Genomic DNA, 15,083 nt, shown 5'->3' with positions numbered 1-15,083 from the left:
CAGATTGTATAACGTAATGAAAAGAAGTATGATAAATTCAATTTTTTCCTAAAGATTATTAGGAATACCGTCGAAAATGATACATAGCTGGATAGCGCTGTGAACACTATCCAGATGTGCTTAGGGCGGTTAAAATAGTACCGCTGTTTACAGCGGCTAAGCGTAAATTATAAACCCTAAAACATAGAACAAAGTTATGATTTTTAATCAAAAAGTCGAAAATATGTCTATTGATGTATTTTTGGCTAAAAAGATTTTGGTACGAATGAAATTGATATTGCTACTAACATGCATAACGGTATTGCAGGCCTCACCAAATAGTTATGCGCAACGGATTTCACTGAATGCGCGAGACATTCCCTTGAACGAGGCAATGCGCCAAATACAAGAACAAACTGGTCTCCGTTTCTTTGTAAATGCCAAAACTAAAACGCCAGTAACGGTAAATGCGGTTTTGAAAGATGTTCCCTTAGCGGTAGCTATGGAAAAAATACTATCCGGTTTACCCTTTAATTGGACTCTGAAGAATAAGGTGATTGTCATTAATGAGAAAACCGGTCCATCGTATTCAAGCCCTTTAAAAGTCGAGAGTCAGGAAACGGTTCGTATTAGCGGCATCGTTTTAGATGAGGCCGGTAACCCCCTCGAGGGGACAACCGTATCTTTGAAAGAGAGCTCGGTAACGACGGCAACCAACCAAAAAGGGCAATATAGTATGAATCTTCCTAAAGGTAATTATACGGTCGTATTCAGCATGGTTGGATACAATAAGCAGGAAGTCTCCTTTAAAGGGAGTTCTCCAGTCAATGTTAGGTTATATCCAATATCGGGCGAAATAAATGAAGTAGTCGTTGTCGGGTACGGTACCGTAAATCGAGAAGACCTCACAGGTTCTGTCGGTATTGTAAAAGTGGAGGAACTGGCGAACGCGCCTGTAGTTTCATTTGATCAAGCGCTAGCAGGGAGAATAGCGGGCGTTCAGGTCTCTGCAAGTGAAGGGCAGCCAGGGGGAGAAGGGATTAATATCGTTATCCGTGGAGCCGGCTCGCTGACACAAAGTAATGCACCTTTGTATGTCGTGGATGGTTTCCCTATAGAGGATTTTGATCCGGGTTCACTCAACATGGACGATATAGAATCTATGAATATCCTCAAAGATGCATCAGCAACGGCTATATATGGGGCTCGTGGTTCGAATGGTGTGGTTATCATTGAAACGAAAAGGGGTAAGATTGGGGCGCCGGTCGTGACGTATAATGGTTCTTATGGGTTTCAGGAAATTATCAAACGCATGGAGATGATGGATGCATATGAATTTGTACGTTATCAGGCCGACAGAGGCAATGGCCACCGTTATTTCGACGACTCGACGACCACACTTGAAACGTATCGAGGTATGAAGGGCATAGATTGGCAGGATAGGCTGTTTCGCAAGGGAGCGACCAATATTCACAATGTAGCGGTCAGAGGTGGTAATGACCAAACAAAGTACTCGATATCGGGATCGGTTTTTGATTCGGACGCCGTTATTATCAATACGGGAAGCAATCGGTATCAGGGTAGATTTTCATTAGAGCAGACATTCAGTAAAAAAGTGAAAGCGGGAGTTGATGCAAATTATTCTAGCAGAATGGCGTTTGGACGAGAGGCCTCGTTGGCCAATGCGGGTGGTTCGGCCACCAGTTACTTACTCTACGCAACGTTGGGATATCGACCGGTCACAGGGAGCGTAGACTTTTCATTAGATGATTTAGGAGATGATATGATGGATGAGGATGTAAACCCATTGGAAGATTACCGGATTAATCCGATTATATCAACACAGAATGAACATCGGAAAGTCTTTAGAAACAATCTTATTGCCAACGCTTACCTTTCTTATGAAATTATAAAGGGTTTGACCTTGAAGATGACAGGCGGATTAAACAGCCTTAATTCGAGGTCAGAGAATTTTTATAATTCGTTGACATCTCGTGGAACGCCTCTTTTACCTTCCAATTCACGTGGGCAATGGGGATCGAAATCGTTCTCCGAACGTATCGCTTGGTCTAGCGAAAATATCCTTACGTATAAGACGAGGATCAACAACGTTCATCAGCTTGACCTAATGGGTGCTTATAGCTTGCAGGAAAGTAGAAACGAGTCGGGAGGTTATACGGCGATACTTGTTCCGAACGAGTCCTTAGGAATCCATGGACTTCGACAAGGTACGCCTTTGGGGACTTCGGGAGGGGCTTCCATTTTTAGATTACAGTCGTATCTGGCGCGGGCTAATTATAATTATGATTCGCGGTATTTATTCACAGCTTCTTTTCGTGCAGATGGATCATCAAAATTTCTGACCGCTAATAAGTGGGGATTCTTTCCTTCGGGGGCGTTTGCATGGCGTATGATAAACGAGCCGTTTATGAAAAATCAAAACATTATCTCGGAAGCAAAATTGCGTGTCAGTTACGGACTGACGGGAAATAACAGGGTGTCAGATTTTGCTGCGTTTGCTTTAGTGGACCCTAATAATAACGCAGCTTATTCTTTTGGGAACCAAATTCCTACACAAGGCGTGAATATATCCAGTTTAGGCAATTCGCAATTGAAATGGGAAACAACGGAGCAGATAGATATAGGCTACGACGTCTCTTTTCTGAAAAACAGGTTTGAATTTACGGTTGACCTCTACCGAAAAACGACTAACGACCTGTTGCTAAACGCCAACATGCCGTACCACACGGGTTTTACAAGAGTCTATAAGAATGTTGGAAAGGTGCGGAACCAAGGGATCGAGTTGACACTCAATACCGTGAATGTGAAAACGAAAGATTTTAGTTGGCAGTCTAATTTTAACATCAGCTTTAATAAAAACAAGATATTGGCGTTGACGGAGGGTGAAAATAGTATCATCAATAACGTAACGTGGGAAACAGCGTTTAACAACACGCCCGCATATATATCGAAAATCGGTCAACCTGCGGGACAGATGTATGGTTACATTTGGGACGGTATCTATCAATTTGAAGATTTCGATGAAATAGCACCTGATGTATATGAATTAAAAAGCCATATAACCACGAATAATAATGATAGACAGAACATCACCGTGAAGCCGGGCGATATAAAGTATCTAGATTTGAACGGGGATGGCGTGATTAATCAGTACGACCTGACGGTAATAGGTCGCGGTATTCCGATTCATATTGGGGGATTTTCTAATAACTTTACTTATAAAGGTTTTAGTCTTGGTGTGTTTTTTCAGTGGTCTGCCGGCAACGATATCTTGAACGCGAACAGACTTATCTTTGAGGGCTCGACTAGGTTGAGCTTAAATCAGTTCACGTCGTATGCTGACCGATGGACGCCAGAGAATCCGTCTAATGAGCATTATCGTGTAGGAGGCTGGGGACCTAACGGTATCTATTCTTCTAAAATAATAGAGGACGGTTCGTTCCTGCGTTTGAAAACACTGTTCTTCGGGTACAGCTTGCCGAAGACGTGGATACAACGTGCGAAAATACAGGATTTGACCTTAACAGCATCAGCACAAAACCTGTTCACATGGACATCGTATTCGGGCTTCGATCCGGAAGTATCCTCTAAGCACTCCGTGCTTACACCTGGATTTGACTACTCAGCCTACCCTCACGCACGTACTATTGTGTTTGGGATTAAAGCTACATTGTAAAACATAGTATTGAAAATCATGAAGAAAAGATATTTTATAATTGTCGTGTTACTGCTGCTCCATTTTGCAGCTTGTAAAAACTTTCTGGAAACGACGCCAATGGATGCATTATCGCCGGAAAATTATTATGAAACGGAAGCGCAGCTCAGATCGGCTCTCGCGGGCGTTTACGATAGGATGGGCCGGCCGCAGACGTTTGGTGACCAAATGCTCGGCCGTATGGGGCTTGAAGGAGACGAGGGCTATTACGCGCGTAGTTCAACCCGGGTAGGGGTGGCGGTCTACAGCACGGAACCATCCGATGCTCGGATCGCTAACAATTGGGAGCATTGGTATGAAGGTATCAATAGAGCTAATTTTTTACTTGCAAATGCGGATAAGGTAGAGATGGATGAAACTGAATTGGCAGCAATTAAAGGGGAGGCCCTATTTTTACGCGCTTTTTACCATTTGATGTTAGTGAACAACTGGGGTGCCGTACCCTTGATGTTAGAACCCATCCGTTCGGCCGACCAAACTGTAGCACCGCGCGTTCCAGCCCGAGAAGTATATGAACAGATACTCGCGGATATGAAACAAGCAGAAGGTATGGTGAAGAGTATTTCTGCTATCGGGCACGGCGGACGGGTCAGTAAATCTGCGGTAAGGGGCATCCTGGCACGCGTATGTTTATACATGGCTGGTGAACCTATTAACGATAGCAGTAAGTATGCGGAAGCTAGGGCTTGGGCCAAGAAGGTCATCGATCCGGCTCCTGAAGATGGATTCCAGCACGACCTCAATCCGTCTTATCAACATGTATTTATTAATATGTGCCAGGATCGTTATGATATTAAAGAATCCATATGGGAGGTAGAGTTTTATGGGAATTCCGCAGACGCTTTCCAAGAAAATGGACGGGTAGGAAGTAACAATGGAATTGCTTATTCTGGCGAAGATGATGCGTATGGTTATAGCTATGGTTTTCTCCAGATTACAGGACGGCTATGGCATCTCTACGAGGATGCGGCTAGTTTATTGTCGGCTGATGAAAGACGCGAGTGGGCCATCGCACCGTATCGCATAACCGGAACGCCTGCTGTAGAAATACCATTTACTGTAGCGCAGATTTATGAGCGCACAAGTGGTAAATGGCGCCGCGAACTGGAACTGGTCGAACCGAAAAACAAGAATGCGGGACCCATTAATTTTCCATTATTGCGATTTTCCGATGTATTACTGATGTTTGCGGAAGCGGACAATATGGTTACCCAAACGCCTTCTAATGAAGCGATCGAAGCGGTAAACAGAGTTCGCAGGAGAGCGTACGGAAAACAACTTCCACAGGAGTCGGTCCGTATGGTCCAGGTGACGAATGGTGGTACGGGCTATACATCTGCACCTACAGTAACCATCATCGGTGGGGATGGCACTGGAGCAGTAGGCAAGGCATTTGTGAATGCGAACGGAGCGGTGACAAGAGTTAAAATAACGGCGGAGGGAATGAACTACGCAACTCCACCGTTGGTTGTATTGACCGGTGGTGGCGGGTCTGGGGCGGAGGCGATCGCACTGCTCAGTAAACGACAAACTAGTAATCCCGATTTAACAGAAGATCAAACAGCTACCCAGGAGAGTTTTCAAGAGCTAATTGAAGATGAAAGAGCCAGAGAGCTCTGTTTTGAAACGTTGCGGAAGTCTGACCTTATTCGCTGGGGTAAGTTTATGATCAATATGAAGCGCATAGAGAATGACTTCGTGAATGGAGATTTCCCTGTACCGCGGGCTTCTTCGGGAACCGCTTATGGTGTGCTCAGTTTTCGAAATGCTTCTCCTCGTGATATGTTGTGGCCTTTTTCACCACGTGAGATGGCACTAAACAGGGGTTTGACTCCGCAGAATCCAGGTTGGTAATATTTATTTGATAAAATATAGGACGATATGAAAATACGTTTAATCGGAATGTTATTTTGCTTAGCAATATTGAATTCCTGCGAAAAGGAAGAAGCAGCGGATGTTTCCACTTTTTCCGTACAGCCCGCAAGCTTAACTATAAAAGCTGGTGATGAGGCTAAATTTCTCCTGACTGGCGATCCAGGACAACTTTCTTTCTACTCTGGGGAAGTAGGTAACGCATATGATTTCAAGGATGTATCTAGAATTGACGAGGTAAAGGATCTTATTTTTGCATTTGACGCGCATAATACGCCGACAGAAGCCGTGCAAGTCCAGCTGATGTTCTCCACAGACTTTAATGGGGTTTATAAGTATGAAAATGTAAGTGCTGCCACGTGGCATGACGTAAGCGCCAGATTTCATTGGGCAACCCCTGCTCCGTGGCAAACGAGCTGGCAATCATCGGGAGCGGTGAATTTGGCGGATATGCTCGAGAATGGACATCCGTTTTATATTGCCTATCGGTATATAGCGCCACCGGTCCCGGAAGGATCTATTCCTGGCAGGAATTGGAGAACACGTTCACACGCGCTTCGAGTCAACACGGAATATGGACATACGGTCGATTTGGCTTCCTACAGAACGATGGACTGGAAGCTCGTGAAAAAAGACACTTTGCTGACGTCTTCTAGCACCGTTGCTTCAACAATCTTATTGCTCGCGGCGCCTTCAGGACATCGATTGGAATATGAGGAATGGGGCATCTCCAAATCATTTCAAGTGGATGAAATTGATATGGGGGTAGATCGGAGTGTGCCTATAAAAGGTTACGCCGATATGCCGCTGCATGAATTTACGCATGTATACACGGAGGTCGGTACATATACCGCTACATTTGTTGCTTCTAATAAAACAGCATATAATGATAAAGAAATGGTAAAGCAAGTGGAAATTACAGTAGTGGAGCCTTAGGCCATGATGGCCGGGCTAATGACGGGTTCGAGGACCACGCTTGTAGATAATCAAACCGTTTAGGAAATTTCGGAGTAACTGGTCACCACAAGGTTTGAAATTCGGATGGTCTTCTTTGCGGAATATAGCGCTCAGTTCGGTTTTCGTTACCTTGAAATCCACTAGGGCTAATATTTCGACAATATCGTCGTCCGTGAATTTTAAAGCTACGCGGAGCTTTTTCATGATATCATTGTTACTCATGACGTAAAGATAAAAAATCTACGCGAAAAAAAAGTTTTTTCGATGCATGGGTGATCTGGTACGGCTCTTCCGTAATAAGCTGAGCGGTATATTTTGGCGGTTGGAATCCCCGGATGTATAGTTAATCCGGGGATTTTTTTGTGGGCGGTACTAATTTAGCCTACTTGTGGGGCAAACTCGTCAACGGGTAGTCGCACTTTTTTAAGTGATGCCAGCCAATCTTGCTCTTCGTCGCGATAGCCCAATGATAATAGTACGACACTGCGCAAGCCTTTTTCCGTCAAACCAAGGATACGGTCTACTTGTGCGGAGTCAAACCCTTCCATTGGCGTTGAATCCACCTGTTCTGCGGCAGCAGCAATCAATGCAGTACCGAGACCAATGTATGCTTGACGGGAAGTCCACTGGAAATTTTCCTCAGCTGTACGTGTCAACAGGAAACTTTCTAGCATCTTTTTAAAGTCTGCGAGCTGCTCTACGGGTATAGACCGTATCGCTGCTGTACGTGTCATCAAGTCGTCAATCATGCCCTGATCAATATTCGTGTAGGCTGCAAACACAAGTAAATGCGATGCGTCTGTAATCTGTGTGTTGAAAGAGCCTGCTCCCAATTCGGCGCGAAGGGCTTTGTCTTTGATTACGATAACCCGATAAGGCTGTATACCTACCGAGGATGCGCTGAGGTTTGTCGCTTCGAGGATGCGACGGATTTTGTCATCCGCTACAGGTGCTTCTTTGTATTTTTTTACGGCATAGCGCCACGATAATGCGTCTTGTAATTCCATTTGTAATCTTTTTATAAAACCTAGGCAAATATCCGGTAATTTGGTGTAAATTTGTAACCAAGGGACAAAAAGTAATAGTGACATTCGGGTAACTAAGTGACATTTTATGGAAATCAAAGTAAAAGAAGTGCCGTGTGAAGGACACGAATATTCAAATTGTGACAAACACATTGCCGCGGTACATGATACGATGGACGTGTTGAGCGGTAAATGGAAAATTACCATTATCTCTTTGCTGGGCTTTGGAAAACGGCGCTATTCAGAAATACTGAAGGAAGTAACCGGAATTTCCGGAAAGATGCTCAGCAGAGAACTGAAGGACATGGAAATGAATCTACTGGTTAAACGGACGGTGATCTCCGAACAGCCAATATCAGTGGTTTATGAGCTTACTGATTACTGTGTGGATTTACTTCCGGTAATCCACAGTTTGGCGGAGTGGGGGACAAAGCATCGACGTTGCATCGTAGACCAGTTTAAACAGGAACGTACAGAAGTGTCAGCATAGGCCATGTTGGAATAGAAATAGGTGTTTTTTACGCTGGGCCCGTATAAATCAGGTGTGCATTGAACTGTTGGACGGAAAGTAGGTTATAACTACGCGTTTTTAATGCTATCGCCAACCATTTAGCGCGCTGGTTGTCTACTTATAAAGGCCGAATAGGGAAGTAGGCTTATGATGGAAAACTACTTAAAATCAAAAAGATTATGAGAAAATTAATTCCAACACACTGGCATGCATTTATGGATTATATATGGGCCGTCGTGCTATTAGCTGGTCCTTGGCTATCGACTTTTCATGAGATAGAAGCGGCAAGAATAACGAGCTTGGCTGGCGGCGGTCTTATCGCATTACTAACTGTACTTACTGCCAATGAGGGTGGCATTGTACGTATAGTACCAATGAAGGTACATTTAGCCATGGATGGTGTATTAGGCGCCTTTCTCATCGCAGCGCCCTTTCTGTTTGGGTTTAGCGAAGAGACGCATCTTTTTCATATCGTTATGGGACTGATTATTTTAGGTGCTGCGCTTTTTACGGAAATGAGGCAAGAAAAACATACACCGCCCAGACCTGTTACCGGACCGGAGGAGGGCGGATTGTGACAGTGCTGCGCCGCTAGTCTTCGTCTTCGTTAGGCGGAACATTGCCCGCGGCGTTTCCAGCAATATCACCACCTTCCTTGTCCCGTTCATCCAACTGATCGGTCTCTTTGATATCGTCTTTTTCGTCCTCGTTCTTCGATTCTTCCTGGGGAAAGTTGCTGTAATTTGCTTTTTCGTTTTCTGCAACACCACGCTCGCGGTCTGTTTGCGGTTTTTCTCTGTGTCCGTTCGTATTCATATCTATTTTATTTGCTTATTACCCATAGAACAGTTGGTATAAAATATAGTTTCAAATTTAGGAAATGGCCTTGAAAACAAAATGAATATATAAACGTTCGTTTGATAGATACATATCGTTATGAATACGCTTGATTTTGACAATATAAAACTAGAACAGCTAAAAAAGGAGTCTGCTCTTCCCAAAGTCGTTGAGGATCAGGTCGAGGAAACGTGGCTGGTTAATTACGGCGATGAGCCGGTCGGCGTCGGTCTCTTTTTTCCGGATGGTGATAAGTGCGTGATGGCTATTGTTGGAAAGACCGATGATGACAAAGTCGTACTGGGCACCTATGGCACGAGCGATGACCACGCTGATCTTATTTATCATGCCTTGAAAATTGCTTTTCAAGGCTATTTGAGATCTGTTAAGGGCGACACGGTGCTTGGCGACCCACCTATTGATGAGACAATCGATGAGTAAAGATCAATTCGAGCAGCTTTTTAGCTGGGTAATCATTGAACGTGCATAATAACTATTTTGTGCTGTCTAGTACTGATGTACCTTCATTATACGTAATACGTGTCTTCGCGAGACTTTCAGGAAAATTGCTTTGAATGTACTGAATCATCTGCTCCCGCACATAGCAGCGTAGATCGAAAGCATGACCGGAGTTTCGACAGCTCATCAAACAGCGTATTTCCATTGTTCGCTCCTTAAAGTCGGTCACTTGAAGGACGTTTACTTTACCATCCCATAGCGGATGACCTTTTAATAGTTCTGTGAGTTTATCCCGCAATTGTTGTATGGGTATGGTGAAATCGGTATAAATAAAAACGGTGCCGAGTATTTCGGCCGTAGTTCTTGTCCAATTCTGGAAAGGTTTTTCTATGAAATAGTTAATCGGAAGCACAAGACGACGTTTGTCCCAAATATTGACGACGACATAAGTCAAATTGATTTCTTCTACGCGCCCCCATTCTCCTTCTACAATCACCACGTCGTCCATGCGAAGCGGTTGGGTGAACGCGATTTGAAAACCTGCTAACAAGTTCCCAAGCGACTTCTGGGCAGCGAAACCAATAATGATGCCGCCGACTCCAACTCCGGTGAGTAAGCCTGCACCAATTTTTTGCATGCTCTCAAAGCTGAGTAAGATAATAGCAATCGACACGATGACGATAATGGTAATGATCAGTTTACGGATGAAAACAATCTGTGTCCTAATTTTTCGTTCTCGCAGATTATTTTCTTTGTTCACATCAAAGCGATGGTATAGATAGTCTTCGAACACCCTGACGGTCCGGACTAACAGAATAGCAAAGCAGCTGATTAAAAGTATCTCCACTGTTTTGCTTACAACCGAGAGCGTTGACGGATTGAAACGCGTAAAAGGCAGGAGGCTGCTAAAAACAATAAGCGGAATAAAAACGCCCAGTATTTTATTGAAATGACGGATAAAGGACCGGAACAGGGAATAGGAAGCCTGTGCGATAGCCTCTCGACGTACAAGCGGAACGAGTATTATTTTTATAATAATCCCTGTTAAAATAGAAAATAAAATCAGGCTGATATTCCAGAGCCAGATAGGCAATGTTTGAGAGAGGCGCGTTAATTCTTCTGTCATAACTACTTTCGTCTTTTTTATGCAATGATTGATTACTACATAAGTATAACGGTGTCGTCATGACAACGTTTGCCTAAAGTCAAAAAAACAAGTCAATTCAAGTCAGGGCTTTTCGGGAAATTGGCTACATGGGCATATTTCGGTCCAAGACTGATAAGCACCTGTTTCCATAGATCTTCTCCGTCTTGTAGCAGGAGTAGATCGGTCGGGAATTTGTTGTGTACTGCCCAACTGTTTTGCTCAATTTCCTCGTCTAATTGCCCGGGAATCCATCCGGCGTAGCCGAGAATAAATTTAATTTCGTCTGGCTGAAGTAGATGATCATTGACTAGAAGCTGTATCTGCTCGAAATTTCCACCAAAGTAGATATCATCGACAAGCTCAACTCCCCCCTCAATCTTTTCAGGTGCTTTGTGAAGAAAAAACAGGGCTTCTACGCCAACTGGTCCACCGATATACAGGGGAAAGCGTGGGTTTTCTATAGCAGGTACGACATCTGATAACAACAGCGAAGAACGATTATTGACGATAACACCCATGGTTCCGTCAATAGCATCGTGTTCGCATAGTAGAATAACGGATCTTTCGAAGTTGTTGTCGAGCATAAACGGTTCGGAAAGCAATAAACTTCCTTTTTGAGGTGTGTGCGTATTGAACATAATAAGAGTTTTCGTCTAAAACCTGACTCAATATACGGTATTTTTATAAAGAATACAATTTATAAACCGATGCATTTGCACGATCGCTCCCGAACATGGGGTGGTGGGAGGTAAAAAAAGAGAATAGATATTACGAATCCCGCCGCTTTTGATTAAGTTTGTGTTTGCATCAAACAGACTTAACCCATGTCCATTATCCATAAAGATATTGCAGCTATACGGGAAGATTATTGTAAATATAAATTGGACGAGGGAGACGTATTGTCCGATCCAATTAAACAATTTCAGCGTTGGTTTGACGAAGCTCGTCATGCTGAGGTGGTGGAACCAAATGCGATGGTATTGGCGACGGTTGGAGAAGACGGCTTTCCTTCGTCGAGGGTTGTTCTTTTAAAAGATATAAAACCTACTGGATTTAGCTTTTTTACAAATTATCATAGTAAAAAGGGGCAGGCTATGGCGAAAGAAAAGAAAGTCAGCCTTTTGTTTTTTTGGCCTGAACTGCAACGGCAAGTGCGGGTAGAGGGATGGGCGGAGAAACTGCTTTCAGAGGATTCAGATGAATATTTTGCCTCTCGCCCCAAGGGAAGCCGTATTGGAGCAATAGCATCGCCACAGAGCCAGGTCATTGCGGATAGAAAGGTGTTAGAAACGCGTGTTGAACAATTGACGGTGGAGTTCGCTGAAAAAGTGAATATAGAACGACCTGCTTTTTGGGGAGGTTACGTGGTCCATCCGTTGCGAATGGAATTTTGGCAGGGTAGAAGTAATCGTTTACACGATCGCATTGAATATGTTTTTCAACAGGAGGATTGGATTATACAACGATTAGCGCCATAATACATGATAACTAAAATAAAAGATTTAATAATCACCCATATTAGCGAACAGGCTATTGTTCGTATTGAAGAGGAACATTTACAGCCTACTTTGGTTGTAGATGCCGATAATTTGGTTAAAATTGCCTATTTTTTGAGGGATACCGAAGGATGTTATTTTGATTTTCTTTCGAATATATCCGCCGTAGATTATCATCCCGATAACCGATTTGCAGTAGTGTATCACTTGGCTTCCATCCCCTATCAAACACAACTCATATTGAAGGTGGAAATGGAGAATGACCGTCGACTTGATAGTTTACCCGAGGTACCTTCGGTTGCGGCCGTTTGGCGTACAGCTGATTGGCATGAACGGGAGGCATTCGATTTGATGGGGATATTTTTTACAGGGCACCCGGATCTCAGACGTATCTTGTTGCCTGACGATTGGCAGGGATATCCCTTGCGCAAGGATTATGAAGATGCGGAGACTTATCACGGAATAGCCATTAAATAAACAAAGATGACGCCTTATACCGAAGGACTGGAGAATTATAAGAAGAAGATTGCGGCAATTACGCCGCAAGAAATGGTCATCAACATGGGGCCACAACACCCCTCTACACACGGTGTGCTCCGTTTGGAGCTTATTACGGATGGAGAGGTTGTGAGGGAGGTCATCCCGCATTTAGGTTATCTTCATCGCTGTTTTGATAAGCATGCGGAATCACTCAATTACGGAAAGACTATACCTTTTACGGATAGATTGGATTATTTGTCGTCCATGAACAACAGCCACGCTTTTGTTATGGGGGTAGAACGTATGCTCAAAATAGAAAACAAATTGCCCAAGCGTGTGGAATATATACGGGTGTTAGTTTGTGAACTGAATCGTATTGCTTCCCACTTGATTGCTATCGGTACTTACGGAATTGATATTGGTGCTTTCACGCCGTTTATGTGGTGTTTTCGCGATCGAGAGCACATTATGAATATGTTGGAATGGGCTTCGGGATCGCGTATGCTTTACAACTATATTTGGATAGGCGGGTTATTTTATGATTTGCCTGTGGGATTTGAAAGCCGTTGTCAAGAATTTGTAGACTATTTTAAACCCAAGCTGGTGGAGCTGGATGATTTGCTTTCGAATAACCAGATATTTATTTCGCGTACAGCGAATATAGGAGCGCTGCCTGCGGATGTCGCTATCAATTATGGATGTAGCGGACCGATGTTACGTGCATCGGGTATTAAGTGGGATTTACGCAGAGTGGATGGTTATAGTGTTTACCCCGAGCTGGATTTTGAGATCCCGATTGGGAAGGGTGAGATGGGAACGCTTGGAGATTGCTGGGATAGGTATAAGGTTCGTGTCGATGAAGTGAAGGAATCTGTAAAGATCATAGAACAATGTTTGCAACGGCTTCAGCTTGATTATAAAAGGACACCGGATTTCGATCCTCGGGGATTAGTTCCGAAAAAAGTGAACTTGAAAGCGCAGGAATATTACATTCGTGCAGAAAACCCGAAAGGTGAATTAGGCTTTCATTTTGTAACGCAGGAGAAGACAGATGTGCCGCGACGGGTAAAAGCGCGGGGGCCTAGTTTCAATAACCTTTCTGTATTGCCCGAACTAGGTAAAGGGCAGCTTATAGCGGATTTAATTGCCATCCTCGGCTCTATTGATATTGTACTGGGAGAAGTGGATAGGTAATTTGAATTGGAACTCATAATTTATAACGCATAATTCATAACTAAGACATGCCATCAATTCTTATAAAATCAGCACAAATTGTCAACGAGGGAAAAACCTTTTTGAGTGATGTATATATCAGTAACGGGCGAATCGAGATGATTGCCGAAGAAATCAAACGTTCCGCTGATCAGACGATAGATGCACGGGGTTTACATTTGCTACCGGGGTTGATCGATGATCAGGTGCATTTCCGCGAACCTGGTTTGACCTATAAAGCCGATATTTGGCATGAAAGCCGTGCAGCGGTTGCGGGAGGCACAACCTCGTTTATGGAAATGCCAAATACGGTTCCCAATACGCTGACCCAAAAATTGTTGCAAGACAAATACGATATTGCTGCCGAAAAATCATTGGCAAACTATTCTTTTTTCATGGGAGCCGCCAATGATAACTTAGACGAGGTTTTAAAAATAAATCCACGTGATGTTTGCGGTATCAAGATCTTTATGGGCTCGTCTACGGGAAATATGTTGGTAGACAATGAAACAACGTTGGAGAAGATTTTTGCCGAAGCAACGACGCTGATAGCAGTTCATTGTGAAGACGAAGCGACCGTGCAACGCAATCTTCAAGCTTTTAAGGAAAAATATGGAGAGGAGAAATTGCAACCTTTTATGCATCCGCTTATTCGGACAGCAGAGGCCTGTTACCTTTCTTCCTCCAAAGCAGTTGAACTTGCCAAAAAGCATAATACTCGCCTTCATATATTACATATTTCAACTGCGGCAGAAACTGCACTCTTCGTCAGCACTAGTCCCTTAAAGGAGAAGAAAATTACAGCGGAAGCTTGTGTGCATCATCTTTGGTTCTCTGACGCAGATTATGAAGAAAAAGGAAACTTCATTAAATGGAATCCCGCGGTGAAGACGGCTGCCGATCGGGAAGGGGTTTTACAGGCGGTGTTAGATGGACATATCGATGTAATTGCTACAGACCATGCGCCCCATACACTGGAAGAAAAATCAAAACCTTATGCTCAAGCACCATCTGGTGGCCCCTTAGTGCAACATGCACTCCAAGCGTTGTTGGACTTGGTAAAACAGGGTAAAATGACATTGGAACAGCTGGTGCAAAAAACGGCACACAATACTGCTGAGCTGTTTCAGATAGAAAGCAGGGGGTTCGTCAGAGAGGGATACTGGGCCGATTTAGTACTGGTAGATCTCGATCAACCATATACGGTTTCTAAAGACAACATCTTGTCAAAATGTGGCTGGTCGCCTTTTGAAGGACATACGTTTTCGGCTACAGTAGCCCACACATTGGTTTCTGGAAATGTAGCTTATACAGATGGCAAGATTATTGAAGTAGGTACAGGGCATCGGTTATTGTTTAACCGGTAGGAAAG

The 15,083-nt window shown here is 43.7% G+C and carries 15 protein-coding genes; 10 read left to right on the top strand and 5 right to left on the bottom strand.

The window, feature by feature from the left end; all coding sequences use genetic code 11:
• The first annotated feature begins 196 nt into the window (after positions 1-196).
• The 3 genes from C5749_RS05170 to C5749_RS05160 are packed head-to-tail and all read left to right on the top strand — an operon-like array spanning position 197 to position 6,523.
• Complete coding sequence (locus C5749_RS05170; protein WP_245893627.1) at positions 197-3,676, top strand: SusC/RagA family TonB-linked outer membrane protein; 3,480 nt, start codon at positions 197-199, stop codon at positions 3,674-3,676.
• Positions 3,677-3,694: 18 nt separating this feature from the next.
• The gene (locus C5749_RS05165; RefSeq protein WP_105723619.1) at positions 3,695-5,569 is read left to right on the top strand and encodes a RagB/SusD family nutrient uptake outer membrane protein; all 1,875 of its coding nucleotides are present in this window, start codon (positions 3,695-3,697) and stop codon (positions 5,567-5,569) included.
• A 27-nt stretch (positions 5,570-5,596) separates the two neighbouring features.
• Positions 5,597-6,523: a DUF5017 domain-containing protein gene (locus C5749_RS05160; RefSeq protein WP_105723617.1), complete on the top strand. Its 927-nt coding sequence runs from the start codon at positions 5,597-5,599 to the stop codon at positions 6,521-6,523.
• Between the two features lie 15 nt (positions 6,524-6,538).
• Here the strand turns inward: C5749_RS05160 and C5749_RS05155 are convergent, their stop codons facing one another.
• On the bottom strand, positions 6,539-6,748 hold the full coding sequence (locus C5749_RS05155; protein WP_245893626.1) for a DUF1456 family protein: 210 nt from the start codon (positions 6,746-6,748) through the stop codon (positions 6,539-6,541).
• Between the two features lie 173 nt (positions 6,749-6,921).
• The gene (locus C5749_RS05150; RefSeq protein WP_105723613.1) at positions 6,922-7,551 is read right to left on the bottom strand and encodes an NAD(P)H-dependent oxidoreductase; all 630 of its coding nucleotides are present in this window, start codon (positions 7,549-7,551) and stop codon (positions 6,922-6,924) included.
• Between the two features lie 106 nt (positions 7,552-7,657).
• On the opposite strand from C5749_RS05150, the gene C5749_RS05145 reads away from it, so the two are divergent.
• Positions 7,658-8,059 (top strand): winged helix-turn-helix transcriptional regulator, encoded by a 402-nt coding sequence (locus C5749_RS05145; RefSeq protein WP_105723611.1) that lies wholly within the window; start codon positions 7,658-7,660, stop codon positions 8,057-8,059.
• 200 nt (positions 8,060-8,259) lie between these two features.
• Positions 8,260-8,658, top strand: a complete 399-nt coding sequence (locus C5749_RS05140) for an SPW repeat domain-containing protein (RefSeq protein WP_146113676.1) — start codon at positions 8,260-8,262, stop codon at positions 8,656-8,658.
• 13 nt (positions 8,659-8,671) lie between these two features.
• Here the strand turns inward: C5749_RS05140 and C5749_RS05135 are convergent, their stop codons facing one another.
• The gene (locus tag C5749_RS05135; protein ID WP_105723607.1) at positions 8,672-8,896 is read right to left on the bottom strand and encodes a hypothetical protein; all 225 of its coding nucleotides are present in this window, start codon (positions 8,894-8,896) and stop codon (positions 8,672-8,674) included.
• Between the two features lie 120 nt (positions 8,897-9,016).
• Here C5749_RS05135 and C5749_RS05130 point away from each other — a divergent pair, with 120 nt between their 5' ends.
• The gene (locus C5749_RS05130; protein WP_105723605.1) at positions 9,017-9,358 is read left to right on the top strand and encodes a hypothetical protein; all 342 of its coding nucleotides are present in this window, start codon (positions 9,017-9,019) and stop codon (positions 9,356-9,358) included.
• A 52-nt stretch (positions 9,359-9,410) separates the two neighbouring features.
• On the opposite strand, the gene C5749_RS05125 is transcribed toward C5749_RS05130, so the two are convergent.
• Both C5749_RS05125 and C5749_RS05120 read right to left on the bottom strand, forming a co-directional pair.
• Positions 9,411-10,502 (bottom strand): mechanosensitive ion channel family protein, encoded by a 1,092-nt coding sequence (locus C5749_RS05125; RefSeq protein WP_105723603.1) that lies wholly within the window; start codon positions 10,500-10,502, stop codon positions 9,411-9,413.
• A gap of 92 nt (positions 10,503-10,594) precedes the next feature.
• A complete protein-coding gene (locus tag C5749_RS05120) occupies positions 10,595-11,161 on the bottom strand; it encodes a YqgE/AlgH family protein (protein WP_105723601.1) in 567 nt (188 codons plus the stop codon).
• 186 nt (positions 11,162-11,347) lie between these two features.
• On the opposite strand from C5749_RS05120, the gene pdxH reads away from it, so the two are divergent.
• The 4 genes from pdxH to C5749_RS05100 are packed head-to-tail and all read left to right on the top strand — an operon-like array spanning position 11,348 to position 15,078.
• Positions 11,348-12,001 carry a pyridoxamine 5'-phosphate oxidase gene (gene pdxH / locus C5749_RS05115; RefSeq protein WP_105723599.1) on the top strand — a complete coding sequence of 218 codons (654 nt, stop codon included), beginning with the start codon at positions 11,348-11,350 and terminating at the stop codon, positions 11,999-12,001.
• A gap of 3 nt (positions 12,002-12,004) precedes the next feature.
• Positions 12,005-12,496 carry an NADH-quinone oxidoreductase subunit C gene (locus C5749_RS05110; protein ID WP_105723597.1) on the top strand — a complete coding sequence of 164 codons (492 nt, stop codon included), beginning with the start codon at positions 12,005-12,007 and terminating at the stop codon, positions 12,494-12,496.
• A gap of 6 nt (positions 12,497-12,502) precedes the next feature.
• Entirely contained in the window at positions 12,503-13,693 is a 1,191-nt protein-coding gene (locus C5749_RS05105) for an NADH-quinone oxidoreductase subunit D (protein ID WP_105723595.1), read from the top strand.
• A gap of 47 nt (positions 13,694-13,740) precedes the next feature.
• A complete protein-coding gene (locus tag C5749_RS05100; RefSeq protein ID WP_105723593.1) occupies positions 13,741-15,078 on the top strand; it encodes a dihydroorotase in 1,338 nt (445 codons plus the stop codon).
• The last annotated feature ends 5 nt before the right edge of the window (positions 15,079-15,083 follow it).

The organism is Sphingobacterium gobiense (assembly GCF_002980575.1).
Lineage (GTDB): Bacteria > Bacteroidota > Bacteroidia > Sphingobacteriales > Sphingobacteriaceae > Sphingobacterium > Sphingobacterium gobiense.
This window is presented reverse-complemented; position numbering and strand designations above follow the sequence as displayed.